Annotated in this window: 18 protein-coding genes and 1 pseudogene; 5 read left to right on the forward strand and 14 right to left on the reverse strand. The window is 44.0% G+C overall.

The genetic code is table 11. The features are described 5' to 3' along the window. Positions 1-4: 4 nt before the first annotated feature. The gene (locus tag ASL11_RS35810) at positions 5-91 is read left to right on the forward strand and encodes an IS3 family transposase (RefSeq protein WP_235550485.1); all 87 of its coding nucleotides are present in this window, start codon (positions 5-7) and stop codon (positions 89-91) included. 85 nt (positions 92-176) lie between these two features. Here the strand turns inward: ASL11_RS35810 and ASL11_RS12265 are convergent, their stop codons facing one another. The 10 genes from ASL11_RS12265 to leuC form a co-directional block, all read right to left on the reverse strand. Further along, positions 177-2,024 carry an ABC transporter ATP-binding protein gene (locus ASL11_RS12265; RefSeq protein WP_056614103.1) on the reverse strand — a complete coding sequence of 616 codons (1,848 nt, stop codon included), beginning with the start codon at positions 2,022-2,024 and terminating at the stop codon, positions 177-179. After that, complete coding sequence (locus tag ASL11_RS12270) at positions 2,021-3,862, reverse strand: ABC transporter ATP-binding protein (protein ID WP_082595408.1); 1,842 nt, start codon at positions 3,860-3,862, stop codon at positions 2,021-2,023. The genes ASL11_RS12265 and ASL11_RS12270 overlap by 4 nt, the downstream gene beginning before the upstream one ends. Positions 3,863-4,125: 263 nt before the next feature. Continuing rightward, on the reverse strand, positions 4,126-7,839 hold the full coding sequence (locus ASL11_RS12275) for a dynamin family protein (protein ID WP_056614107.1): 3,714 nt from the start codon (positions 7,837-7,839) through the stop codon (positions 4,126-4,128). A gap of 87 nt (positions 7,840-7,926) precedes the next feature. After that, positions 7,927-8,202, reverse strand: a complete 276-nt coding sequence (locus tag ASL11_RS12280) for a hypothetical protein (RefSeq protein ID WP_028554377.1) — start codon at positions 8,200-8,202, stop codon at positions 7,927-7,929. Between the two features lie 25 nt (positions 8,203-8,227). Beyond that, on the reverse strand, positions 8,228-8,899 hold the full coding sequence (gene nth, locus ASL11_RS12285) for an endonuclease III (RefSeq protein WP_056614110.1): 672 nt from the start codon (positions 8,897-8,899) through the stop codon (positions 8,228-8,230). A gap of 194 nt (positions 8,900-9,093) precedes the next feature. After that, positions 9,094-11,832, reverse strand: a complete 2,739-nt coding sequence (locus ASL11_RS12290; RefSeq protein ID WP_056614113.1) for an S-layer homology domain-containing protein — start codon at positions 11,830-11,832, stop codon at positions 9,094-9,096. Between the two features lie 26 nt (positions 11,833-11,858). Then, complete coding sequence (locus ASL11_RS12295) at positions 11,859-12,446, reverse strand: GerMN domain-containing protein (RefSeq protein ID WP_056614116.1); 588 nt, start codon at positions 12,444-12,446, stop codon at positions 11,859-11,861. Positions 12,447-12,514: 68 nt separating this feature from the next. After that, positions 12,515-14,032: an N-acetylmuramoyl-L-alanine amidase family protein gene (locus tag ASL11_RS12300; RefSeq protein ID WP_063795562.1), complete on the reverse strand. Its 1,518-nt coding sequence runs from the start codon at positions 14,030-14,032 to the stop codon at positions 12,515-12,517. A gap of 261 nt (positions 14,033-14,293) precedes the next feature. Next, complete coding sequence (gene leuD, locus ASL11_RS12305; RefSeq protein ID WP_056614122.1) at positions 14,294-14,899, reverse strand: 3-isopropylmalate dehydratase small subunit; 606 nt, start codon at positions 14,897-14,899, stop codon at positions 14,294-14,296. 68 nt (positions 14,900-14,967) lie between these two features. Continuing rightward, a complete protein-coding gene (leuC, locus tag ASL11_RS12310) occupies positions 14,968-16,389 on the reverse strand; it encodes a 3-isopropylmalate dehydratase large subunit (RefSeq protein WP_056614125.1) in 1,422 nt (473 codons plus the stop codon). Positions 16,390-16,629: 240 nt separating this feature from the next. On the opposite strand from leuC, the gene ASL11_RS12315 reads away from it, so the two are divergent. The 4 genes from ASL11_RS12315 (at position 16,630) to ASL11_RS12330 (ending at position 21,102) form a co-directional block, all read left to right on the forward strand. Next, a complete protein-coding gene (locus ASL11_RS12315; RefSeq protein ID WP_235550464.1) occupies positions 16,630-17,649 on the forward strand; it encodes an ABC transporter substrate-binding protein in 1,020 nt (339 codons plus the stop codon). An 11-nt stretch (positions 17,650-17,660) separates the two neighbouring features. Next, complete coding sequence (gene fhuB / locus ASL11_RS12320; protein ID WP_056616936.1) at positions 17,661-19,706, forward strand: Fe(3+)-hydroxamate ABC transporter permease FhuB; 2,046 nt, start codon at positions 17,661-17,663, stop codon at positions 19,704-19,706. A gap of 158 nt (positions 19,707-19,864) precedes the next feature. Beyond that, positions 19,865-20,758 (forward strand): LysR family transcriptional regulator, encoded by an 894-nt coding sequence (locus tag ASL11_RS12325; protein WP_056614130.1) that lies wholly within the window; start codon positions 19,865-19,867, stop codon positions 20,756-20,758. A 32-nt stretch (positions 20,759-20,790) separates the two neighbouring features. After that, positions 20,791-21,102 carry a DUF5658 family protein gene (locus tag ASL11_RS12330; RefSeq protein ID WP_056614137.1) on the forward strand — a complete coding sequence of 104 codons (312 nt, stop codon included), beginning with the start codon at positions 20,791-20,793 and terminating at the stop codon, positions 21,100-21,102. Here the strand turns inward: ASL11_RS12330 and ASL11_RS12335 are convergent. From ASL11_RS12335 to ASL11_RS12350, 4 genes and pseudogenes are all read right to left on the reverse strand, one after another. Beyond that, the gene (locus tag ASL11_RS12335; RefSeq protein WP_056614139.1) at positions 21,084-22,343 is read right to left on the reverse strand and encodes a methyl-accepting chemotaxis protein; all 1,260 of its coding nucleotides are present in this window, start codon (positions 22,341-22,343) and stop codon (positions 21,084-21,086) included. The genes ASL11_RS12330 and ASL11_RS12335 overlap by 19 nt on opposite strands. Positions 22,344-22,376: 33 nt before the next feature. After that, positions 22,377-23,156 (reverse strand): prepilin peptidase, encoded by a 780-nt coding sequence (locus ASL11_RS12340; RefSeq protein ID WP_056614143.1) that lies wholly within the window; start codon positions 23,154-23,156, stop codon positions 22,377-22,379. Positions 23,157-24,433: 1,277 nt separating this feature from the next. Then, a pseudogene (locus tag ASL11_RS37455) lies at positions 24,434-24,784 on the reverse strand (response regulator); the annotation flags it as partial. A 35-nt stretch (positions 24,785-24,819) separates the two neighbouring features. Continuing rightward, on the reverse strand, positions 24,820-26,709 hold the full coding sequence (locus tag ASL11_RS12350) for a hypothetical protein (protein WP_056614146.1): 1,890 nt from the start codon (positions 26,707-26,709) through the stop codon (positions 24,820-24,822). Positions 26,710-26,726 lie beyond the last annotated feature (17 nt).

The following is a 26,726-nucleotide window of genomic DNA, read 5'->3' on the forward strand; positions in this document are numbered from 1 at the left end:
TTATATTTCGTATTACAACTCGGAACGTTACCAATGGGGATTAAAAAAGATGACTCCTGATGAATTCAGAAGTCACCTTTTAGCGGCCTAATTAGGCCAYGGGGTCTTTCTTTTAAAACGTCCACAATTAGGGTCACAGTTCACAAGTGGCTAAGCAGCTCCTCTTCTTTACGTGTCTACACAGCATCCTGCAAAAATTTATACTGAGCTTGGATCAAACCGTAGTAGATCTTCTGTTCCTTCATGAGCTCATCATGATTACCAATTTCCATCATGCGTCCGTGATCAAGCACGACAATTTTGTCAGCATTACGAATCGTTGATAAACGGTGTGCCACGATGAAGGACGTACGACCTGCTAAGAGTGTCTTCAGCGCCTCTTGGATTTTGAGCTCCGTATCTGTATCAATACTTGCTGTCGCTTCATCCAAAATGAGCACACGCGGATTAGCAAGCAGCGCTCTTGCGAATGAAATCAATTGGCGCTGTCCCATCGACAGGACGTTACCGCGCTCTTGCACCTCTGTATCGTACCCATTGGGCAACTTAGCTATAAAATCATGCGCATGAACCGCTTTCGCTACCTGCTCGATCTCATCGTCTGTGGCGTTTAAACGGCCAAAGCGAATGTTATCGCGAATCGTACCCGAGAAAATAAACGTATCTTGGAGCACGACACCAATTTGGGAGCGAAGACTATGGATCGTCACTTGACGGATGTCGTGACCATCAACTTCTACAACACCCTCATTCGGGTCATAGAACCGGCAAAGCAAGTTCATGATCGTACTTTTGCCTGAACCTGTATGTCCCACTAGTGCAATGGATTGCCCTGCAGTTACATCCAAATTGATTCTGTTCAGCGCAGGACGTCCTGGCTCATACTCAAACACGAGATCTTTGAACTTCACATTTCCTTGTACATGAGGTAAATCCTTGGCACCCTCGATTTCTGAAACAGTAGGTTTCTCATCGATGAATTCAAAAATCCGTTCTGCCGAAGCCATCGCAATTAATAACTGTGAGTACATCTGCCCTAGTCGCGTAATCGGCTCCCAGAAGTACCCAATGTACGTTGCAAAAGCTACTAGCAAACCAATGGAAATTTCTCCAGTTTGAACCAAATGCGCACCTAACCAGAACAAGATACAATATCCTATCGCGCCTGTAATTTCAATGAGTGGCCCAAAGGATTGATTTAACATGGATGCGCGGTTCCAAGACAACCGATTGGTCATATTCATTTTCGTGAAAAATTGAATGTTCTCTTTCTCCTGCGTGTACGCCTGTGTGACACGAATACCTTGAATACATTCGTTTAAATGGGCATTTAATCGGGATTGCTTCATCGTAACGTCCTGCCAGGAACGACGAATTTTGGTCCGAAGCTTCGTCGATATGAAAAACATAATCGGAACTGTTACTATGATCGATGCGCCTAGTTTAAAATTAAAGGATAATAAAATGATGATGATTCCTACCAGTTGTACAATATCAATCAATAAATTGACGACACCGTTCGTAAATAAATCTTGTAACGAATTGACATAGTTTGTTACACGAACAAGTACGGATCCAGCTGGTCTTGTATCGAAGAACCGGAATGAAAGCTTTTGAATATGACTAAAAAGGTCATGACGGAGGTCGTAGATTACTCGTTGCCCTATCATGTTCGTATATTTGATGCGGAAGGTGTTCGCAATCCATTGAATGAGATAAACACTGAGCATAATACCAACTATCAGTAAGAGAAGGTTCTTATCTTTAGGTATAATGGCATTGTCAATCGCTTTACTGATGAGAAGTGGAACTGTCAATTTGGTAATCGCACCCAAAAGCATCATGATGATGATAATTGGGAGCATTTGTTTTCGATAAGGCTTCATATAACCAAACAAGCGTTTTAATTGGCCCCAGTCAAAAGGCTTTTCGATCAGTTCATCATCTTGATAAACGAAGCGATGTCCTGTTTGAGAATCTGGATTGGTTGAAGCTGCATCAGCTTGCTTCGATGTAGTACTCAATTTGCCAACCTTCTTTCTGGCGTAGCGATTGGATTTATTTTGGCATCAACCGATTCCTGAGAAGTACCTTCTTCACGAGCAACTGCTGCTTGGTTCTTTGCCGTTTGATTTTGCGGTCCGTCCGCATACTGAATGTCATACGTTTGACGGTATAGGCCTTCTTGTTGTAAAAGTTCTTGATGCGTACCTCGTTGAATGACCCGCCCTTTATCAAGCACAATGATTTCATCTGCGTGCTTCAACGAAGAGATCCGGTGAGCGATGATAAACGTCGTACGACCTGCCATGACTTCACCAAAGCCTGCTTGAATCTCATGCTCAGTTTCCATATCAACCGCACTCGTAGCATCGTCTAGAACGAGGATTTTCGGATCTTTGATCAAGGCTCTTGCTATAGCAATCCGTTGCTTCTGACCACCGGAAAGCCCAAGTCCTCGCTCACCAACTAGCGTTTTATATCCCTCTGGCAGCTCTGAAATAAAATCGTGTGCCTTCGCAAGTTTAGCTGCGCGGATAATCTCATCCATCGTTACATCCTTGCGACCATAAGCGATATTGTTACGAATAGTAGATGAAAATAAGAATGTTTCTTGGAAAACTGTTGAAATTTGGCTGCGGTAGCTTTCAAGTTGCAAGGAACGAATATCTTTCCCATCCAACATTACCTTGCCTTCTTTCACGTTATAAGCTCTCATGAGCAGTGAAATCACGGTAGTCTTTCCAGACCCTGTGCTTCCTAAAAGCCCAATAACAGAGCCTGGAGGCGCATCCAAAGTAAAATCATATAGAGCTGGCTGTTTCTCGGGATAAGCGAAAGTGACATGATCGAATCGCACATGCCCATCAACCTTAGTAAGCGCTGCAGCATTTTCGCTATCTTTGACATGCATGTACTGATGTAGAACCTCTAGAATCTTTTCACCAGAAGCTTTCGTTTGCGTAAAGTTATTAATGTGAAAACCAAGACCCCACATAGGACCGATTATGTACCAAATGAGACTAAAGCAGGCAACTAATTCACCTAGTGAAATCATCCCGTCAATAACCATGTAGCCCCCAGCCCCGAGTAAAATAACAACACTCAAGTTCGCTAGAATTTCCATGATCGGAAAATATTTCGCCCAAATCCCTGACGATCCAATATTCATGGACTTGTAATCTTCATTGCGTGCTGCGAACTTGGCAACCTCATGAGGTTCGCGAGCAAAAGATTTAACCGTCCGTACACCTGTAATGTTTTCCTGAACAGCCGTCGTCATTGTGCTTAATGACTGACGTACCATCCGGAAAGCCGGATGAATTTTTCCTTCAAAGCGCACTGCCGTAAATGCCAGAAATGGCATTGTGATCATCGTAAGTAAAGCTAACTTCCAACTGATGGAGAACATCATGCCCATGCCGAAAACGAGCATTAACAACACATTCAGCATTTGTGCGAAGCCAAATCCAATAAATTGGCGTATCGCTTCTAGATCAGCTGTCAACCTGGACATTAGATCTCCTGTTCTAGCTTGATCATAATACTGGAAAGATAAATATTGAAGCTTTTGGTAAAGCGCATTCCGTAAGTGGAATGCAACACGGTTTCCTAAGCGTCCCCCGCATAGACCATGTAAGAATTGAAACATCCCTTTCGTTGAAACAACTAAAACAACGATCAGTGCCAGTCGAGGCACCAGGTCAAATTGCTTCTTGGTGATAACTTCGTCAATCAGATACCGAAGTAAATTGGGATACACCAAGCCGAGCGCGGTAGCGATTGCAAGACATGCAATAGCTCCAAAAAACAGTTTTTTCTCTGGCCAAAAATATGGCTTCAGTTGCCTGAATACATCCACTTTGGGCCCTCCTTAAAAGGATAGATTTGAAACGCTTATAATGTGTGAACACTTTATGAATCTTAACACCATCACTATATGTGAGCAATTCGAGGAAACTCGGATTTAAACGCTTAATTAGGCATAAATTCACAAAATCGTGTAGTAATCCCCCCTATTCTTTTAAATCATCGGGATAACCGCCATTGAAAGCCCTTACATGAGCAATCCAAAAAAAGAGGCAACTAAGTTCCACTGAACCTAGTCCCCCTTTTGTTTAACAACTAAACAAATGCCTTCAACTGATGCTGTTTAGATATGAGTTCATCCAAATCAATCTTCATTTGAAGTGCATCACGAAGCCCTTCTGCGTGCTCTTTGACCTGTTGCTCCATGATCGATTTCTGAGCTATTAACCAATTTTCTAACTGGATGCCATACGCTTGTTCAAGCTCTGAGGTTTGACTTTCAATAAAAGCAACAACCGGCGCATTGATCCGATTTTCTAATTCGGCTTTGAGCTTGCTCTTACCATCACCCTCGAAAAATTGCTTCGCATTCTTGAAATAACTCTGAAGCAGCTTCAAGCTCACTTCCGACGCTTCAAGCTTCGTTGTCACCTCAGGTGTCACAAACGTATTCGACTCGTAGGCAGCCTTCTCAAAGCCTTCAAGCAGTAAGCTCAGCTCCTCGCCCCAGCGATTCATCCGTTTGGTGCTGATGAGATTCATGCGGTTCTCCACACGCAGTGTAGTGGCTAGAACCTCCTGAGATAAGTCATGGCCAATCATACGTAATAGTTCATTCCAAGCGAATTGTAGTGCGGCTTTCGGATCTTTGGCCTCATCACGGAAAGTTGAAGGGTTGAATGCAAAATTATAAAGCTCTCCGAACCGATACATCGTACGTTGCTTGACATAGTACATCAACTCTTGAATTTCCTTCTTCAATTCTTTTAGCTCTGCATCATACCGCGTGTCATCAAGCAAATCTAAGCCCTGCTGCTCCGACTCATCCAGCATGATCAATTGCAACCTGCGTTCTTCCTCACCTGACTGTGCTCGCTCCAACCACTTCTGCATCGTACCGATGGCGCGATGCAGCTCAAGATTAGCCGAGTGAATGGCGACATCACTAAGCTCATTCAAGGTAAACTGCACAAACTGCTGCTCAAAAGGCTGAATACCCGATTGTACAACTAAGTTATCGTCGCCCTTGATTTTACCCTCTGCTGCCAAGTAACTGGAAATCGGATAAATTCGTGGATGACGAATGCCGTGCTGCACTAAATTCGTTTCCACATGCTTAACAACACCTGCCAGCTCCTCAGCGCTTGCCGCCAAATCAGCTGCATTCACGATGAAAAACATTTTATCCATTTCAAAGCTATCCTTCACACGGCCTAGCTGGAGTAGGAACTCACGATCCGCTTGGGAAAAAGCATGGTTATAATAAGTGACGAATAGGATGGCATCTGCATTTTTAATATAGTTAAAAGCAACACCCGTGTGTCGAGCGTTAATGGAATCTGCCCCTGGTGTATCCACGAAAATGATACCTTGATCCGTCAGTGGGTTGGAATAATACAATTCAATAAATTCTACAAAGCAGGATTTATGTTCTTCCGCCACATAACCAGAAAATTCATCTTTGGTGATCCGCAGTTCAGTCCCCAAATGACTGGAGGCTGCTTCCCAGCCTTTTTCAACGGCTTTCAGGAACGAGAAATGCGGTTTTCCTTTGGCTGTTACGTCAGCAGGTGAAAGCTGACTAATCCGCTTCAAAGCGCTAGTCATATCCGTGGCCTCTACGCCAAGAATTTGGAGCGAGTACAGGACATCTTCCAAGATGGCGTCAGCCTTCTTCATCTTGACCTTAGCTGTGCCATGCGGCCAACCTTCCGTCGGCGGCATAATCTTGTTGATCGCCGCCGTCGTCGGATTCGGCGACACGGGAAGCACCCGTTCACCAATCAACGCATTGGCGAACGAAGACTTACCCGCGCTGAACGCACCGAACAGCGCAATCGTAAACGTCCGCTGACGCAGACGGTCCGCCTTCTCACGCATGGAGCGCGCGAGCGACCGCATCGACGGCAGCCCGTCGATGAGGCTCGAGGCCGCCTGCAAGTCGGCGGCCTTGCGCTCCATGCGCTTCCCGTGTTCACCCGTGGTGAACACGGATGACGGCACTGCGGACGTTTCAGCTGCAACTGTGGAGGCAGCTGCGTCCGTGCCTGCAGCCGCCGACGCAGTCGCGGCGGCTTGCAGGATCGTGCCCATGGAGGTCACGTGCAGGTTAGCCCCGCTCAGCGGGGCTGCTGCCGGCTCCTCCATGGCCGTGTACTGCTGCGCATCCGGGAGCGCCGGCGCAGAAGGTCTTTCCCAGCTGGCCAAGCGCAGCAGCTGGGTCTCTGCTGCCGCCTCGGCTTCCTCGAGGCGGGCGATCTCGCGGCTGGCGCTCAGCCGGCCGCTTAGTGCTTGCAGCTCAGCCGCTAGCGCAGCGGCGGCTGGACGTGAGTTATCGCGGACCGAAGCCGCGATGATGTCAATCACCGCAAACGCCAGTTTGCGGTACTGCAGCTTCAGTTCCCCAGCTAGCTGCTTCATGTAATTCAGCGTATACTCGCCGCCAAACGTCGCTCCTGTATTCACTTGTGAACCGATCAAATCACCAGTAACTTCGACCTTCAACGCTTCAATCTGTGCAATTAGCGCAGCATCATGTTGACCTTGCTCGCTTGCTGCCTTTTTCAGCGCATCACGCAAATGCCAATCCAGCTGTGCTTCTACTTGCTCTGCCAAATCGGCCTGAAATGCGGTTAGCCGTTTCTCTTGCTCTGCAGCAGTCTTTGCTGCGCCCCCGAAAAATCCAACCTTAAATCCGGGTTTACGGCTCACCAGATAGGCATTAGCATAATCCCTCGTTAGCGCAGGCGTAATATTTGCATTCTCAATAATGGCGCCAACATCTTTACGAAGCTCAGTAATTAACATTTCAGGCAAGTTTTTCAATGCCATAAGTTCGGCTTGCTTGGCAGCTGCCAACGTTTGAACGTCCTCAACATCGCCTTCCTCGTTGATCGCTTCCAGCAACTCCGCCTTCTGCGGTTCATGTTGCTCCGCCAACCATTTGCTGTGCTCAGCAGCCAAATAGCGTGCAGATGCATCAATGCTATAGCTTCGCAAGATATCACCGCGCTCGATAAGCCGGCTCAGCAACCACTGGAGCTTAGCGTACTCATTATGTGGATGAGCTGGCTCCTTCATCGTCACAAACAACAGATCATCAGGTTCAATACCCCAATTTAAGAAGGCTTGCTTCGTTCCACTTTGATACTGCTCGAAAGGAAGCTCCCATTCCTTATGCTTATCAATCATATTAACAACAAGATAGAGCGGTTTCCCCCACTCTTTCATTTTCTTTGTGAACGCTAAATTCACTTCAGATTGCACATGGTTATAGTCCATGACATAGAACACCACATCAGCTAAATGCAATGCGGATTCCGTAGATTGATGATGCGCATCATCTGTAGAATCAATGCCCGGCGTGTCCAGCAAAGCTGTATCTTCACCGAGAAAGGGAATAGGGTAAGTAATCTCAACCGTTTCGATATCCGTTCCGTTCACACAATAGGCTTCTAACTCGCTGAGTGGAATGGTTGTTGTCATCCCTTGCGGGTTGACCTTCCCTTCATGGCTGCGATGAGTTACATGCGCACCAGGTTGCCCATTTCGAATACTAACAATATTAGCACTCGTTGGAATGGGACTTGATGGTAACAAAGCTTGGCCACACAGCTGATTAATAAGTGTTGATTTTCCAGCAGAGAAATGCCCGCAGAACGCAATATTCATCCGTCCACTATCGAGCTTATCCAGCAATTGCCCCATTTTCGTGGCATTATCATCATCACCTGCATGCCCAAGCACTTGCTGCATTTTCTTAAGTGCATCCGGCATGACAGTGATGCTTCCAGCTACCAATTGCGTCATTCGTTCATTCCGCTCCTCTATGATTTGTTCTTTAGTACTACCTCTCAGCTATACAGAAAAAAAATCTCCCAAAGGGAGATTCTGGACTTACGTGAGGGCGATTTTTTCTTTTTCCGGTAGGAAAATTTCAAAAACGTCACGATGTTGAAGAATCGTAATATCCGAATCCTTCACTTTCATCACAACAACCTCGGATTTTGTTTTCATTTTGTCTATGTAATTCTGAGGAACCTCGCCGGATTCACTGACAGTTACACCTTCAATGACTTTTTCCTCATTATCGGCTAACGGTGTATTGATTACTTGCTCATAAATATCGGAGAACAATTCAAAGCTATTAGTATATACGGCGATGCATTTCATTTCAATCCCATCCTTTGTCAGCATTTCATTTGTTTGTAATAGTTTTCCTAGTTGGTTGTGGTTTCATACGCTTCTTCCCCTCACGGCATTTGTCCAATAGAGGACAGAAGGTGCAATTGGGGTTCTGTGCCTTACAGTGATATCGACCAAAGAAAATGAGTCGATGATGTGTTTGCGTCCATTCGTCTCGCGGAACTTTCTTCATTAACTTCTTTTCAACTTCCAGCACGGAATCATCCGAGCCCACAAGTCCCAATCGCTTAGAGACTCGTTCCACATGTGTGTCAACCGCAATCGCCGGCACGCCAAAAGCGTTCGATACAACGACATTTGCTGTCTTACGTCCAACACCTGGCAATTCAACTAACTGCTCATGCTTCTCAGGAATTTCACCACCGAACTTGTCCAGTAGCAATTGACACAGCTTATGAATATGACTAGCCTTGTTACGAAATAGTCCAATCCTCCGAATATCTTGCTCCAATTCCTCTAACGGAACAGCCAAGTAGTCTTCAGGGCGTTTGTACTTCGCAAACAAGTCTTTAGTAACCTTATTCACGGTTTCATCCGTACACTGAGCCGATAGTAATACAGCAATTGTTAATTCAAATGGATTACTGTGGTTCAACTCACAATGCGCATCCGGATATAGCTCACCGATCGTATCCAGAATATGTCTTACTGTCTTCTGTGTCATAGCTGATCTTCCTTAGGGTCGTAATATTCTCCAGTTTAGCGAATTGTTAGGTCATAATCAATCCTTGAAAGCGTCAAAATGCGAACATTTTCTAAAAAATAAACATTTTTTTTTGAAAAATAGAAAAAACCGTCTGTTTGAGATGATTAACATCTCAAATACAGACGGTTTTCCTCTAACTTTTGTTCAAATTTCTATTTTTCAATCTCAACAATTTTATTGTCAAGGATATACAGATTCAATTGATCACCAGATACATAGGAGGATACCGGTACAACTGTGGAACCATTATGGAAGTAAGCTCTCGGGAACAAATTGTACGCAGTCCGATCACTTGCACTATTAGCTTTCATGTAGACTTGGTTCAACGTAGAGCTGTATTGATCAAACTCACGTTTAGAAGCTGCAGCTACTTGGATGAGCAATTTATCATTGATATCTTTCATCAATTGAACACGATCCCCCACCTTAATGGAGGAGAAACTCAAGTCAGCACCACCGTTAAGTTTCACACTGAAATTGCTGCCTGCACTAATGACTTGACTTTTACCCGTAAAATCTTGAACAGTCAAGCTTGTACCTGCTGCATTTACAGCTGTTACTTTACCACGAATCGGTGTTATTAACTCTGCCTTCGTAATCGCGAGACCTTTGAATGTCAATTTCACATAGTCGTCAATCGCCAAATCAGCGAACTCTGCACTAGTACCATCGGCTTTCACAAGGGAAACACCATCTAATGCGATTGTATAGTTCGTATTCGTGCCATCCATAACCGTAGCTTGTTTCAAGTTCGCATTGGTTAGAAGGGTTTTGTATATCGTCGTGTTCGTTGTGACGATTTTAGTTACAGTCGTTTGATCATAGCTAAGCAGAAGACTTACCTTATCTCCCACTTTCAAATCAGAAAGCGTACTGTTCGGCTTATTTGCAACTTCAACGATTGGTGTAAAGTTCAGTTTAAACGTTAAGCTTTGCCCACTATCTGTTTTCAACGTGACATCATTCGTCTGTAAATTCAATTGTGTTAATGCACCGTCTAACTGCGTGGACATCTGAATACTCAACACTTTTTTATTAGAAACCAGAACATCTACATATTTACCTGGGGTAAAAATACCACTAAAAGAGCTAAACGGCAATTTGCTGCCATTAAATGTGATGGAAATACCATCATTTAAAATATAAGCATTTGGATTTCCAGCATTATCTGTAACCGTTAGAATTTTAGATGAGTCCTTATAATCAATGATTTTGGCAAAATATAAATTCTCAATCGATCGATTTATTACTGTAATTGTTGTAACCTTATTATTCAACACGTCTAGCTTTAATTGATCACCAGCAGCCAGATCATAAATACTTGCGTTCGTTAAACCATTAATAACAACGCTAGGATTATTACTTAATTCAAAGGCATCGACTGTCTTACCAGAAGTTTTATTGATCAAAATCGTAGAATGATCGTCCGTAAATTGTTTGAACGTTCCTTCTACACTCGTTCCAACATCCGCTTGCTTTTTAACGATAATCTTAACAATCTCACTATTCTTGACCGTGTACTCTACCGTATCACCAACATGTATCGCATCTACACTAATTAACGTGTTATCTGCAAGTGTCGCAACTACATTACTCGAGAAGCCAAAAGTCTCAGTCTCACCTGATGCGGACTCAAGCAACGTCAATTGCATAGCGTCTTTATTTAACGTCTGAATATCGCCAACCGCTGTTTTATTTACCGGGATTTGTTTCACAACGATAGATGTATATTTGTCACTGTCCACAAGTTGACTTTTACGAATTTGAATCGTGCTGCCAGCAACAATCTCACCTAGGCTAAGTCCTCGCCCTTCGATATCTGTTACAGCAACATCCGACGCTAAATCGTAGCTTTCATAATCATCTAAGGTTGCTTTCATCGTTGTCAGATTCAGCTTTAACAACTGACCTTCGTGAATGTCCATGTGCAGTTCATCACTAAGAATTTCTACATAATAAGCTGTTCCGTTTACTTGAACAATCGATATTTCGTATGTTTCTTGCAGAACTTTTGGTGATATGGCAACATCATCTTTATTTCCGAAAAATACGGTATTCGGCGAAATCTTGTACGTACTAGTATTCCCGTCTTTATCCATAAGACCGATGCTGCCGCTCGTTAGGCTAGTCAAATAGCCCTTCTTCGCACGCTCTGGCAAAGTAATCGAGTCCTTTTGAGAACGACTTAGGAAAGCCGCCATTTGCGCACGTGTTACAGCGCCTTTCGGTTGAAAAGAACCATCCTCGAACCCATCTACGATTTTTAGAGCTACGGCTGCATTAATGAATCCTAATGCACTGCTGCTGATCTGCGTATTATCTGTAAATGATGTTGCCTGGCTCGATAAACTTTGTGCAAGAGAAGCTTTGCCAATAGCTCGGATGACAACTTCAGCCACCCATTCTCTTGTCGCTTTTTGTTGTCCCCAATTGCCAACAAGCTTCGTACCTTGACTTCTTAATTTTTCTTGTTCTGTTGAAATCAAGCCTTTTTGTAGGGCTAGTGCTACGTAGTTTCGAGCATATTTATCAACTAACATGAAATCAGGAAACACCGTTTCCGACGACAAATTATCGACATCTGCCTGTAATCCCATCATCCGTGTAGCCATAATTAGCACATCTTGTTGCGTTACCGAAGTTTCCGGTGAATAGATGCCATCGCCTACTCCCTCAATAACGCCTTCCAAAGCAAGCTTCGAAATGTGGCGAATCCCCCAGTAGTTACTACTCACATCATTAAAAGAAAGACGAACATTCGAATTAGAGGTTGTCGTTGAAGTTGTTGAAGTTGTTGAATTATTCACGGGTGCTGCAAGGACTGGCGTACCTGCTAGACTTGTGATGATTAATGAGCTTACGATAGCACTCGCCAATTGCTTATTTTTCATAATCAAAGTTAACTCCTCTTCAGATCCTAATTAGTAGGTCGTTTAATCGGGTATGGAAGCTCCAAATGTCCCATTAAACTATCTACTTGCTTACCGTCTTTAAGTACATACAATGTTTTTACTTCTGGGAATTGAAAAATCGTTTTCTTCAGTGCTTGTAAGAATAACTCTTCCCCAGGAGCACCTAATTGCGTTTTGGGGCCGAATGTCATATCCAGCTTCATTTCACCTTTGACAGTATCGAATTTCACACTTGTGAATTTCAAATCATCAAATAAGGGAATAGCCTTCGGATCATCACTTTTCTGAAGTGCTTTAAGAGCAGCCTCATACGCATCAGAATCCTTTTCAACACTCACTGTGACCAATTTTTCAACGAGCTTCATTTCATCTTGGTCACTGTAATAGGCTTTTACCTGCAACTGCTTCATAGGCGCAACTGTAGGTTTCGGGGTGGCCGTTGGTGTGGAAGTTATTGCACTTGGTGTTGTAGTTGACTGCGGTGCCGTAGTAGCGGCCCCAGTTAATTGAATTTTCTGGCCACAAGCCGTAACAGACAATGTTATGGCACTTACAAGGAGCGCTCCTTGAACTAGGCGACTTGTTTTGTTCATCTTATTCACTCCTTAGCGTTATGCCTAGACAGGCTAGCCTAGTTTGAACCGCTTGATGGTCTACATGCTTATTTAAGGTTCAAATATTCCTTAATCGCGGCAACAAGTGAAGCAGCTAATTTGTCCTGGAATGTCTCTTTATACATGGCAGATTCATCATTTTTATTGGACAAATAACCAACTTCAAGCAAGACTGCAGGCATACTAGTTTTGGTGATAACGCGGAAGTCTGCTTGACGAACCTTTCGATCAGCAAACCCAGTAGCTGGAACAGCGTACTTATGAATTACGTTAGCGAAATCTAAGCTTTCTGGCCTGTTATAGTATGTTTCCGTTCCTGATACTGTTGCTTTGGCACTATTTCCGTGGATCGATAAAAATAAGTCTGCTGAAATATCATTAGCAAAAGAAACTCGATCATCTAACGGAATAAAAGTATCATCAGCACGGGTCATCAGAACATGCATCCGCTTATCTTTCGATAATAGTGCCTCTACCTTCTTCGCTGTAGCAAGTGTAAATTCCTTCTCATGCTTACCCGTGATGGAAAGTGCGCCAGGATCGTTGTCACCGTGACCAGCATCGATGATAACCGTTAATTTCCTTTCACCAATTGAAGCCTTCCATTGATTAGGAAGTTTGGATGTAATCGTCTGGTACTCCGCTGGCGCGTTCAAATCCAGAATAACTCTAACTGTTGCCGGATTATCGTTGAAATTTGAAAATCGCACTTTGGATACTAACGGCTGCTTGGATGGCAATTCTCCTGAATTTTTAACAAGTAGCTTCTGCAGTGATTCATCCAATGTGGTGTTAGGGAAATCAAACACAAGACGCGAAGGATTCGATAAAGTTAAGACCTTCGGACTTACGCTTCCATCCTTAGCAATGACTGAAAATTCTGTTTCTGATAGTGAAATAGACGTAATCACATGAACGGACGGGTCTGGCGTGATTGTACCTGTACCTGTACCTGTACCTGTACCAGTTCCAGTTCCAGTTCCAGTTCCAGTTCCAGTTCCAGTTCCGTTTCCTGTGTTTGTCCCGGTAGAAGGTTTCGTTCCTGGAGGTTTGGTCTCCGGATTTGCAGTTCCTCCGTCAGGAACTACTACGTCAACAGGGCCCGTAACTGGTTTAGAATCCGATTCAGTCGGTTTAAACATATGTACGGATGACGTTGCACCATCCCACTTAAATTCAATACCCAATACTTCACCAATGAAACGCAGCGGAAGCATTGTTGAGCCATTTTCGATCTTAGGTCCTACTTCTAGTGTTTCTTTTTTACCATTAATGATGGCAGTTACATTGTTTATCACGAGTTGGATATTAATTTTGTCCTTCACGATGGTTACTTTACTTGTAGCCTCGTCCCAACTCACTTGTGCACCGATTTGTTCGACGATTATTCGAACGGGAACAATTGTATTATCATTTACAATTCGCGGTTGAACACCTTGGACTTCGAGCTGTTTCTCATTCATATACAGTTTAATCGGTTTAGGCGCTTCAGCTCCTAAGGCGGTTGTTGGCAGCAGCAACAGACATGCGAGCAAAAACAAACAAAATGCAGGAAATTTCATCATTCACCTCTATGTAATGTCGGAATTGGGGGATTTCGGGGGATGTAGGAACGCAACCAATCAGCTAATTCTACGAAACTATCAACTTCCTTTATATTATAGCAAAATCAACCTATACCTGACAGCACAACCTCCTTCACTTCGACATTCTAGTAATCTATTAGACGAAGCAAATTGCCAAAAGTTGCAAGATTTATATATAAAACTTGAAAAGAAAAAGAAAAAAGACGTATCCCACTAGGGGATACGTCTTCTCGCATTTGCTTATTTGTAAGCTAAACGTTTTTGGTGAGCTTGCTCATACGCTGTAATTTTCGCTTCATGTTGAAGTGTCAATCCGATGTCATCCAAGCCTTGTAGCAAGAATTGACGACGATGTTCATCCAAATCAAAGTGGATTTCAAGACCGTACTCATCAGTCAGCTTTTTATTTTCTAAATCAACATTTAATTTGTATCCTTCGTGCTTCGCAGTACGTTGGAACAACTCTTCAACTTGCTCTTCCGACAATTTGATTGGCAGAATGCTGTTTTTGAAACAGTTGTTGTAGAAAATGTCTGCATAGGAAGGCGCGATGATAACGCGGAATCCGAAATCTTGAATCGCCCAAGGCGCGTGCTCACGGGATGATCCGCAACCGAAGTTCGCTCTGGAAATCAGAACGGAAGCTCCTTGATAACGATCTTGATTTAGTGGAAAATTCTCGATTACGTTACCTGCTTCATCCCATCTCCACTCGAAGAAAAGGAATTGTCCGAAGCCAGAACGCTCAATGCGTTTAAGAAATTGTTTAGGGATAATTGCATCTGTATCTACGTTTACACGATCAACAGGGCCTACAAGACCTGTATGTTGTTTGAAAGCTTCCATGTTCTCATTCTCCTTAAAGTTTTGCTACAGCAAAACTAGCATCTTAAACAATACGTTTAATATCGAAATTAAGCTTGTTGGTATTCTTTAATTTCCCAATCACGAACGTCATAGAAATGACCTTTGATCGCTGCAGCAACAGCCATAGCTGGGGAAACAAGGTGTGTACGTCCGCCGCGGCCTTGACGACCTTCGAAGTTACGGTTGGATGTGGAAGCACAACGTTGTCCTGGTTGAAGTACGTCTGGATTCATCGCCAAACACATACTGCAGCCCGCATCGCGCCATTCAAATCCTGCTGCGGAGAAAATTTTATCCAAGCCTTCTTTTTCAGCTTGAATTTTAACACGTCCAGAACCTGGAACAACGATTGCCGTTACACTTGGATCTACGGAGTAACCTTGCGCAATTTTAGCTGCTGCACGAAGATCTTCGATACGTCCATTTGTACAAGAACCGATGAAGACATAATCTACTTTCAGTTCTGTCATAGGTGTTCCTGGTGTTAAATCCATATATTCAAGCGCTTTTTCAGCAGCTTTACGTTCGTTCTCTGTTTCGAAGCTTTGTGGATCTGGAACCAAGGAAGTAACGCTTGTACCCATACCAGGGCTCGTACCCCAAGTTACTTGCGGGATCAATGTATCTGCGTCGAATTCCAATACCCAGTCATAAGTAGCGCCTTCGTCAGTAACAAGATTCGTCCACTCTGCTACAGCTGCGTCGAAATCAGCACCTTGCGGTACATACTCACGACCACGCAGGTAGTTAAAAGTTGTAGCGTCTGGTGCAATTAGACCAGCACGAGCTCCACCTTCAATGGACATGTTACACACAGTCATACGCTCTTCCATGGAAAGACCACGGATCGCTTCACCTGTGTACTCAATAACATAACCTGTTGCGAAGTCTGTTCCGTATTTTGCGATAACACCAAGGATCAAATCCTTTGCTGTAACGCCTGGTTTCAAACTTCCCGTGATACGAACTTCAAGGGATTTTGCTCTGGATTGTTGCAAAGTTTGTGTTGCCATTACGTGTTCAACTTCACTTGTACCAATACCGAAAGCAAGTGCGCCGAATGCGCCATGCGTCGAAGTATGGCTGTCGCCACAAACGATTGTTTTGCCTGGATGTGTAAGACCAAGTTCAGGTCCCATAACGTGAACAACACCTTGATCTAGGCTGTCCAAGTCAAAAAGTGTAACGCCGAAGTCACGGCAGTTTTGTGAAAGTGTATCAATTTGTTGCTTGGAAATTGGATCCGTAATATTGAAACGGTCCTTAGTCGGCACGTTGTGATCCATTGTTGCGAAAGTTAAGTCAGGACGACGAACTTTACGACCGGACATACGAAGCCCTTCAAAAGCTTGCGGTGAAGTTACTTCATGTACTAGATGCAAATCAATATAAATAACGCTAGGCTTGCCATCTTCCTGGTTAATAACGTGATTATCCCAAATCTTCTCGAACATTGTCTTTTTACTCATACCCAGTCACCTCTTGTCATTATCCGCATTAGTTTGCTAATGTCTTACCCTCATAAAGTACTTTAGCACGGATCACGTCATAGTTCCAAGATATAATAACTATAAGCTTGATAGATTATTCCTATATATTATATAATGGTTGACATCCGCAATGATAATGATTATCATTCTCCTAGTGATATCGAATTGGCCATCGATTCACCAATCATTTGAATACATACCAATCAGGGGGATTTTATTGTGCGAAACTTTATAAAACCAGTTACTTTTTCACTTTCACTCATGTTACTTTTCATTACCGCAGCTTGCGGAACTTCAACTTCTTCACCTACTCCAACTTCATCTGTTCAGCCTGCAGCATCAGCAGTTGCTACACCTGTAGGAGATGCAGTCAAAACAATTACACATCCACTAGGAACTACTACTATTAAAGGTACACCGAAACGCATTGTTACATTGGAATGGGCTTATACCGAGGATGTCCTTGCTCTAGGAATTCAACCTGTTGGTCAAGCTGATACGAAAGGTTACAACACATGGGTCAATGTGAAGCCTGCACTTGATGCTTCTGTTGTTGATGTGGGGACTCGTCAAGAGCCTAACTTAGAAACGATTACAGGCTTGAAGCCAGATCTTATTATCACAAGCACATTGCGTTCGAGTAAAAATTATGAAGCACTTTCCAAAATCGCCCCAACGATCGTATTTGAATCCTATCCGGCTGAAGGAAAAGGCGATCAATTTGAAGGCATGTTAACGACATTCAAGACAATTGCAGATGTAACAGGTAAGAAAGCTGAAGGCGACAAAGTCGTAGCTGATCTTGACAAAGCTTTTGCGGATACGAAAACGAAATTAGCAACTGCGAAAAAAGATGGTGCCGAATTCGCATTAACACAAGCATACAGTAACCAAAACAATGCAGATCTTCGCATGTTCACAGACAACTCCATGGTTGTTCAAATTCTGCAACGTATCGGATTGAAAAACGTATTCAAATCAAGCAAATTTGAACTTTACGGATTCTCAACAGCTTCTGTTGAAGCTTTACCAGCGGTCCAAAATGCGAACTTCTTCTACATCGTTCAAGATAATGACAATGTATTTGAGAAACAATTGAAAGACAATGCCGTTTGGAAAGGTCTTGCTTTTGTGAAGGAAAACAAGACTTTTAAACTACCTGGTAATACATGGACGTTCGGTGGTCCATTATCAGCTAAAGTGTTCGCTGAGCTTACTGCAACTGCATTAACAAAATGATCCAATCCGCGATGAAATCGAAAACTAACCGTTTCGCTAATATCGAATGGAAATCACTTCTTGTGTTTGGAGGCGGACTGCTTGCACTCTGCCTACTCCTTTTCCTCAATTTGACACAAGGAGAAGCTAACATAACTGTTCAAACGGTCATCCAAGCTTTGATATCTCCACAAGATACCCCCGACCATCACATGGTGCGGGGGCTTCGCATGCCGCGCGCTGTCATTGGTATGCTTGCCGGTGCTGCTCTTGCTGTTGCAGGAGCACTGCTACAAACAGTCACCCGCAATCCCCTGGCCTCCGCATCAACACTTGGCCTGAACGCTGGTGCGTATTTCATCATCGTTTTGGCTGCGGTATTTTTCCCTGCACTAAAGTCTGATCACTCCTTGCTTCTAGCGTTATTAGGTGCATGCGGCGCTGCGTTCATGGCCTATTTCATGTCAGGAGGTCGCAAAAGTTCACCACTTCGCATGGCACTTGCAGGCATGATCGTAACGCTAGTACTATCTGCCTTCACAAGCGGTCTGCAAATTATGTATGAGAATGAAACAAATGGCTTATTTATGTGGGGATCAGGTGCGTTAGGACAGAACGATTGGCAAGGTGTCCAATATGCGCTCCCTTGGATATGCATTGGACTTGTCGTAGCTTTTCTTTTTAGTCAGAAACTGGATATGCTTGCATTAAATGAGGAAACTGCTGTTTCATTAGGTGAAAATGTGAATATGGTTCGGATGGTAGCCCTTGCCTCGGCCATACTGCTTGCTGGTGTTACAGTAAGTGTGGTAGGACCCATAGGTTTTATCGGCCTAATCGCACCTCATCTAGTCCGTTTAATAGGTTTACAACGTCACCGACTATTGATACCAGGTAGTGCCCTCTGGGGTGCTGTCGTCTTACTTAGTGCGGATCTAGTTGCCAAAATGTTTCGAAGTACACTAGGAGAGCTACCCGCGGGTTCTGTTACCGCTTTATTAGGTGCTCCATGGTTAATCTGGCTAGCCATTCGTGGCTCCAGAATGAAATCTTCAGCTGAAAGCAGCTCAATGAGCGTCGGTTATGTCGGAACTAAAATCCCGTATCCCATTCTAGTTATCGTATCTAGCATTGCTTTAGTTTTCTTGTTCCTATACGGATTGACGGCTGGAGCCCTGCGAATACCTTTCGCTGAAGTTATCGCAGTAATAACAGGTCAAGGTGAAGAAATGGCTCGCAATGTTATTCTGAGTTTGCGTCTTCCTCGCATTCTCGTTGCCGCTCTCGCAGGCGCCTCTTTAGCTGTCGCAGGCTCCATGATGCAAGGTGCGGTTCGCAACCCGCTCGCGGATCCTTCCGTTGTTGGTGTCACCTCAGGTGCTGGGATGGGCGCCCTATTGGTCCTAACCATTTGGCCATCAGCTCCTGGTACTTGGATACCCGTTGGTGCCATCATTGGTGCACTCCTCTCTGCAGGAAGTGTGTATGCCTTTGCTTGGAAAAAAGGGCTGAATCCCGTAGTCCTCATTCTTATTGGGATCGCCGTTTCGGCACTTGTCTCGGCTGTCATCCAATTTCTTGTTATTAAATCGCAGCTCGGTGCTGCTCCTGCACTAACGTGGTTGGCTGGCAGTACTTACTCTAGAGGATGGAAGGAATGCATCCAACTCCTGATCACAACAGTCATTTTACTTCCAAGTGCATGGATGCTAGGTCGTCGGGTAGATCTGTTGGCCTTTGGTGACCACGTGTCACTTGGACTAGGCCTTAAGTTGCAGAAAACAAGGCTTATCTCAGCAATAATTGGTGTGTTGGTTGCTGCCATTGCTGTTGCATGTGTCGGCACCGTTAGTTTCATCGGCTTACTCGCCCCACACGCAGTACGTCTATTCTTGGGGCAACATCACCAGAAATCTCTTGTCCTTTCGGCCATTCTCGGCGCCATATTGCTTACAGGTGCTGATATCGTTGGTAAAACGATACTTATTCCCAAAGAGATTCCTTCAGGTATCGTTGTAGCAATTATTGGCGCTCCGTATCTATTATTCCTCATGTATAGAAGCACTGTTCGCAAATAGCGTTGTTTAACCAATATTAACCATAAAGGGCAATGAAACTGGAAGAAACCAGTGGTCATTGCCCTTTATGGTTATTTATTCCTATGTCCAGCTTGTTTCGCCCCACAAAGCTTGATATGATAACCTTCAAGACATCTATTAAGGAGACACTTCTTCGCATGGAATTACGTCAATTACAGTATGCCATCCAGATCGCTTTAGAACGGAATTTCTCACGTGCAGCGGAGAAGTTACATATAGCCCAACCTTCATTGAGCCAGCAATTGTCAAAGCTAGAGAAGGAACTCGGTGTCCTTTTATTTCAACGTAGCACTAATTCCGTTGAGTTGACCCACGCGGGTTCTCTGTTTGTGGAGAAGTCACAGAAGATTCTCGATATGATCGAAGGGCTCAAAAAAGAAATGGAAGACATTTCTCAAATGAAGAAAGGCCGCCTCGTGATAGGCAGTATGCCAATTACTGGATCAACTATTTTACCATATGTGGTACCTGTCTTTCAGGCAGCTTATCCGGATATTGAAATTTCGCTCGTCGAAGAGACTTCATCCAACCTTGAAACCTTAACAGTAAACGGTCAAACAGATATTTCACTTCTATCCTTACCCTTACGTGAAGAATCTCTCGTCTATGAGACGCTGTTAGATGAAGAAATCATCCTAGCCGTTCCGCCGCTGCATCCATTAGCATCCAGCAAAGATCCGATACGAATTTCTCAATTGGAAAAGGAAGCCTTCATCGCATTGAAAAAAGGACAAGGTTTCCGAAAGCTGACCCTTGATCTGTGCCAGGAAGCTGGCTTCACACCGAACATTGTTTTTGAATCGAGTAATATGGAAACCGTCCAATCGCTTGTTGCTGCTGGCATGGGGATCGCTTTCGTGCCCTACTTGATTTCCAAAAGAAGCTTACATGAACTTTCTCCCGTAAACGTCATCTTAGAGGGCAGACCCACGCGCAAACTTGTTATTGCTTATCGCAAAGGTCGCTATATTTCCAAAGCTGCAGAAGCATTTATCTCCACAATGAAAGAGGTTATGCAAACGATACGTTAGCATAACCTCCAATGTCAAAAGGAGTGGTCCCTTTGAGTCGTAATTTAATTATTTTCCTGTGTATTGCTAGTTTAATGGATGCAGGACTAACAGATATGGGTCTCCGGTTGCAATTGATTGGCGAAGCCAATCCGATTATGGCTTTCCTATATGAACATAGCTACTTTGCCTTCTATGGCATAAAAATCATACTCCCCCTTTCTCTCTTCTTTATTGCAGCAAAAGTAGGTAAACGACTGCTCATCAACAATCTATTCCGACTATCTACCGTTATTTATTTAGGTATTCTCCTCTTGCACGCTTACTGGATCTCAACTTCATTCTCTCAAAGCTTGAATATCTGAATCGTGCGCTGCAATTGGGTTACCATACGAAGCATTTGCTCGGACTGAATAACAACAGCTTTGACGGAACGCGTTTGTTGTACCATCGATGTAGATACCTGTTCAGTACCGGCTGCTGATTGCTGGGTAATCGCTGAAATATTTTCCATGGTACCTGTTATGAATTGGGCTGCATTCAACATCTTCTGACTTTCTCCTGTAAACTCGCTCATACGCTGCGTAATGAATTGAATACTTTCAACCATCTCACCGAATATTTTTTCCGTTGCTTCAATGGACTCTGTCTGCCGGCGAGCAATTTCCTCATTGATCTGAATATTTTTCTGGGCCATTTTAATGCTATTTTCAATATTATGTACCATATGGAATACGCTCTTGGCCGATTTGGAAGACTCTTCAGCTAACTTGCGAACTTCTTGAGCAACAACAGAGAACCCTCTTCCGTGCTCGCCTGCACGCGCTGCTTCAATGGATGCATTCAAGGACAGCAAGTTCGTTTGTTCGGCAATTTCGGAGATCGTGCGTGTAATGGAGGAAATTCCAGCCGCTTCCTTTACTAGATCATCAATCGTCCCCGATACATTGCTTGTCGCAAGTACGATATGAGAAACACTCTCAGATTGACTTTCTACTGCTCTCATCCCTTTTTTCACAAGATCAAGCGTTTGCCCGCAACGATTATTCATTTCATGTGTAGAATCCACATAATCCGTGATTTTGGTTTCAATTTCCTTAACGACGGAAAAGCTTTTAAACACACCAGATGAGATCTCATTAGCTCCCTCAGCAAGTGAAGTGACCGAGCCCGTTGCTTCCACGATCATCGTGTTAATACCTTCGTTTTTATGATAAATATCACGACTTGAGTCTGCTACATGCTTCGAAATCGAAGCCGTTTCATTCAGTAGTTCCTTCAATTTAACGATCATGGCATTAAAGGAGCGCCCCATATCGCCTAGCGCATCCTTGGAAGAAGCATCCACGGTTTGTGTGAAGTCTCCTTTGGCAATATTCATCGCGACACGCGTTACGTTATCAATGGGCTCTGTTAACGCCTTTTCCAAGAAACGCACATAAGGAAAGCTGAACACCATGAGAATAAGTGACGAAGATAATGCAAAAATGATGGATACATCTGCCGTTAACATCAGAATGAGGATAATAATTGTGTAAAAAGCAACAACAGTATAATAACCGAGCTGAAGCTTAGCACGAAACGACTGAGCTAGAAACCAGTTCATAGGAGTCCGACCTCTCTTTTACAAAATGTAGTTTTACTGCCATACGATGAGGTCCATATACCACGTCATCAATGGGTCTCCGAAGCAAAAACAGATGAAACCAGCAACAGCGATGAAAGGACCATAGGGAATTGGTGAACGCCGATCCAGTTTACCTGAGGCGATTAGAGCCACACCGATGACGCTGCCAAGCAGCGCCGACAGAAATATGCATAACAGCACGAGCTTGATTCCCATGACGAGTCCTACTAAAGCCATCAATCGAATATCTCCAAAGCCCATAGCCGGCTTCCCCATCCAAGTTGCAGCCAGAGACACAGCAAGCAGTGTGCCCCCTCCAATGACGAATCCCAACGCATAGTGCCAAATTGGCAGTGGATGAATGAATAATCGCAATCCCGTAAATAGCAACATGGCTGGATAAATGATTTTGTTGGGCAGGAGCATGTAGGCCAAATCACTCACTGTCAGGATGAGAAGCACAGATACAAGTGGATAAGCAATCCAAAGTTCATTTACGCTGACCACGAAGGGAAGGGAGGCAAATAGGATACCTCCTGCTAACTCTCCAACGATATACACAGGGGATATTGGTGATCCGCATGTGTGACACTTCCCTCTTCGGATAAACCATCCTAAGATCGGAATTAAATCAATCGCGTTAAGCTGGCGCCCACAACCTCCGCAGCTAGATCGCGGGGCAACGACGGATATACCTTTCGGTACCCGAAGCCCAACGACATTAAAGAATGAACCGAACAAAGCACCCACTATGAACAATTGAATTGTGTAACTCCATGCTTCCCACCCCATTGCCTAACCCCCTCTAGATGTCTTCCCTTATCAATACGTAATTAGAAATCTGCTTTCTTTGCATATTCACGATTGCTTACGGGTGCAGTCCCCAACTGAACCTGAAGCCAAGCAGCTAATTGATTAAAACTCTCAATGGTAACGGTTATGGATTGCTTTTGCCCACTTGCCGTTGTCATATCAATCTCAATTTTATTCTCTGCTTCCGTGCAAACAACCAAGTATTGAGACATCTCACCGTTCAAATCCTCGCTCCAGTTACACATAACACTGCTTGTGAAATTTTTCATTGGTCCAGTCCCCCTGAATAAATTAATGATCTTTCCGCCATTCACAGCTTTAAAGCCAACTTTATTCACGTCAACCGCTTCTTGTGACTTAGAAGACATGTTTACGGGAACTTCTTCTTTGAATACTGGAACTTCTTTGGTTGGATCTTTCACTTCATAGGTGGATTCTAAAGATTCCATCTCCAAAGTGATCTCATTGAGGTCATCTATGCTAAGTTCCATTGAGCTCGAATTTGTATCTTCATCATTAGTTTCGACTGATTCCTCTGCGATCGAGTAGGTCTCCGTTATTGAAGGGTCTTCATACGCATTAACGCTTGCTTCTTGCTGTTGCAATTGATCTTGCATTTGCTGTTGCTCCAGCTGCCATTCAAGTTCCAAATCGCCTTGCATCACAGCGGCCAGCCTCTCCATTTCCAAGAGACGATCCTCTTCTTCTGTCGTCTGTGATTGTTCAGGCATGTGCATGGTATCCGAGGACTCCATAGCAACCTTAGACTCCTCTACCTCGGCAAACGCGAGCAGAACTTCCAGTGCATTGACAACCTGAGCAGGTTTGCCTGTAACTTTCCTTTCCTCCGCGACGTAATTCTTAATTTGAGATTCAGGTTCTGATTCAGGTTCTTGTACAGGCTCTGGTTCACCACTAGTTTGTTGGAGTTCAACGACTTCAGGAATCTGTTCTTCCTCATGAATCAGCTTATTTGTTAATTCTTGGTTGGATTGGTTGGACTCGCTGCTCGACGAGATTTCATTCAAGATCTCCTCATCTTGCTTCGTAAGATGTAGCTCCTTCGGTTCTGCATAACCTTGATCAACGGCATGCAAACTTGCTGCTGGGGCGGTAGCACCTTCGGCTAACTTAGCATGTAATTCCAATTCCTCTATCTCAACTGTCGCCTCTACAACTTCGATTTCGACGACGACAGCTTCCGTGCGCTGCATATCTTGCGGTATGAGATGGCCTATAACACGGGGAACACCATATTTTCGAACGATTTCATTCACGCGATTCGGTTTAAAAGGTTTCATCACATAGCCGTTTGCACCAGCTTTCAATGCATCTGAGATGAGATCCTGCTGACTCATAGCCGAACAAATGAGAACGACTGCCGATGGATTGAGTTTACGAATTTCCTTCATCGCTTCAATTCCATCCATTTCGGGCATTGTAATGTCCATTAGAACAATATCAGGCTGTAGTTCCTCATACTTCTGTACAGCCTGTCTACCATTCTCTGCTTCTCCGACCACCTCATGACCGTATTGCTTCAAAATGTCAGTCAACATTTTCCGCATAAATTTCGTATCGTCAACGACTAGGATTTGGAATGACATTGAAGGTACCTCCTTCCAGAATGGTTAATCTGTAGTTACTTGATGTATTTGACATTTTTCACAAAAACGTTAAAATTTTCTGTCGTTGGGATGCCGTCTGGCGGTTTATCATAGAGATTGTCATCATAGAAAATCTGAAGTCTTGATGGTTTTGAATTGTCCAATTGCACCTCCGGTACTTCTCTACTCCATGGTGGACTCCCTTGATACTTCGAAACGGAGCTACCAGATGTAGTCAGTTCACCTCTCACCGCATTGAGTTCTACACCTCCTGCACCACCATGTATACCGCCAGTCAGCCTCATCTTAGAAATGACGCCATATAAGCGAATTCCTTGCTTCGTGTAGAAGAAAGCGCGAACATTCTCATCATCGGTATTTGTGCTATTACCTAGCACGATCTCCCCTGAGGCGACAACAATCAGCGGTGTTAATGAAGGGTCCGGATTCTCCTCCGTATTTTTATTTATTGACGTCATCTGCTTTAACTCCACGTTGCCCTCTACATACACGGTACCTTGCAACCAAACATTCCCAATGATCTTTAGATCCCCTTTGATATACATCGTGCCATTTGGAAAACGGAATCCGTCATTCAATGTCACGTTGCCATCAATAGCTAAGAATTTTCCTGGTTCCACCGAAAGCTCGCCTCGCAGATCAGCCGCTACTAAATTAGGATCCGGTGACTTCACATACAGGGAACCATTCTTCAGTTTGAGTTTCGATGCGTCGTTCGCCATGGTAAGCACACCATTATTAATGAATAGGTCAGCCTCGTTTGTGGCTGATGCTTCATCAAGTACATTCACTTCTCCATCAACAGTTACCCATTGATCGTTGTACAGCTTACTCCTTGTCAAATCTTGATATAATGGCGGTAATTCAATAATTGCTGGATCTGGTGCTGAATACCCACCTAAAGCTGCTAACTTAGCTGTTAAATCGGTAGTCGTTTTACCAGTGACAAACCCTTCTACATCTACTTCAACGTCAGGATCCAAGGTTGGATCTTCTAATGGAAAATATTGTGGTCTAAAATAATCAGGTTGCACCAATTCACTTGTATACGTGAGCGGCGGAAATTCAGTCAATCCATCTGACCGGGTAAAATTAAACTTCCCCGGCGCTATAGTATCGCTGTCTCCGTCGACTCGAATGAAACCGCGAATCTCTGGACGTCCAGTTTGAATCCCATATTTACTTCGATTCGCACCGCTGGTTGTGCCTGTAAATAAGGCCTCATCCCGAACATACAAATGATTGGCTACATAGATATCTCCTTTAATTGAAGGTGTTCCATTGAGTACCAAATCACCACCTGACGAGACCGGATATCGAAACACGGGGTTAATCGTACTCACATAAACGGTCATCTCTTTCGTAACAATGGTAGTGGGAGTGCCCGCCATCATACCTCGAGAAGTTATCGTGAATTTGCGAACGTACGGAGCGTCAGGGATTGCCAAAGGCTTTTTCGTCGGTGATTCTGGATTCGTAGGCTCTGCAAGAACAATATCGACTTGATAAGTCCCTTTCTTCGCTTCAATGACTTCCCCGTTCTTATCATTTGATTGATGAGAATCACCTACATGCTTATCAATAAAAGGAAGCATCAACACTAGTTGATTCTCTACATTGCGAACGCGATTCCGATAGTTCGTTCCCCCAATCGTTTCACCATTGGCAACGGCTCTGCGGATTTGGGCAAGTGTATCATCCAGCCCCTTCTGTGCGATCGCCTCCGCTTGAACTTTTGACTCTGTTGTGGCTGCTTGAATCGCACCTCCACGAAGTACGCTCATGAGGATGAGACCCATCATGGTCATTAAAACAACAGCAAGTAAAGCAATGACTAGCGCTGAGCCTTCCTCATTCTGTTTCCTCGGCTGGAGGCCATTATAGTCTTCTTTCCTAGAGTTCAATACATGCCTCCTCCAAT

Origin of the sequence: Paenibacillus sp. Soil750 (assembly GCF_001428045.1) — a bacterium.
In the GTDB taxonomy this organism is placed as follows: Bacteria; Bacillota; Bacilli; order Paenibacillales; family NBRC-103111; genus Paenibacillus_E; species Paenibacillus_E allorhizoplanae.

Excerpts from the sequence above, each read along its gene's own strand:
- ASL11_RS12275 (WP_056614107.1), bottom strand. The coding sequence starts at position 7,839 with ATGACGCAATTGGTAGCTGGAAGCATCACTGTCATGCCGGATGCACTT.
- ASL11_RS12280 (WP_028554377.1), bottom strand. The coding sequence starts at position 8,202 with ATGAAATGCATCGCCGTATATACTAATAGCTTTGAATTGTTCTCCGAT.
- nth (WP_056614110.1), bottom strand. The coding sequence starts at position 8,899 with ATGACACAGAAGACAGTAAGACATATTCTGGATACGATCGGTGAGCTA.
- ASL11_RS12290 (WP_056614113.1), bottom strand. The coding sequence starts at position 11,832 with ATGAAAAATAAGCAATTGGCGAGTGCTATCGTAAGCTCATTAATCATC.
- ASL11_RS12295 (WP_056614116.1), bottom strand. The coding sequence starts at position 12,446 with ATGAACAAAACAAGTCGCCTAGTTCAAGGAGCGCTCCTTGTAAGTGCC.
- ASL11_RS12300 (WP_063795562.1), bottom strand. The coding sequence starts at position 14,032 with ATGATGAAATTTCCTGCATTTTGTTTGTTTTTGCTCGCATGTCTGTTG.
- leuD (WP_056614122.1), bottom strand. The coding sequence starts at position 14,899 with ATGGAAGCTTTCAAACAACATACAGGTCTTGTAGGCCCTGTTGATCGT.
- leuC (WP_056614125.1), bottom strand. The coding sequence starts at position 16,389 with ATGAGTAAAAAGACAATGTTCGAGAAGATTTGGGATAATCACGTTATT.
- fhuB (WP_056616936.1), top strand. The coding sequence starts at position 17,661 with ATGAAATCGAAAACTAACCGTTTCGCTAATATCGAATGGAAATCACTT.
- ASL11_RS12325 (WP_056614130.1), top strand. The coding sequence starts at position 19,865 with ATGGAATTACGTCAATTACAGTATGCCATCCAGATCGCTTTAGAACGG.
- ASL11_RS12335 (WP_056614139.1), bottom strand. The coding sequence starts at position 22,343 with ATGAACTGGTTTCTAGCTCAGTCGTTTCGTGCTAAGCTTCAGCTCGGT.
- ASL11_RS12340 (WP_056614143.1), bottom strand. The coding sequence starts at position 23,156 with ATGGGGTGGGAAGCATGGAGTTACACAATTCAATTGTTCATAGTGGGT.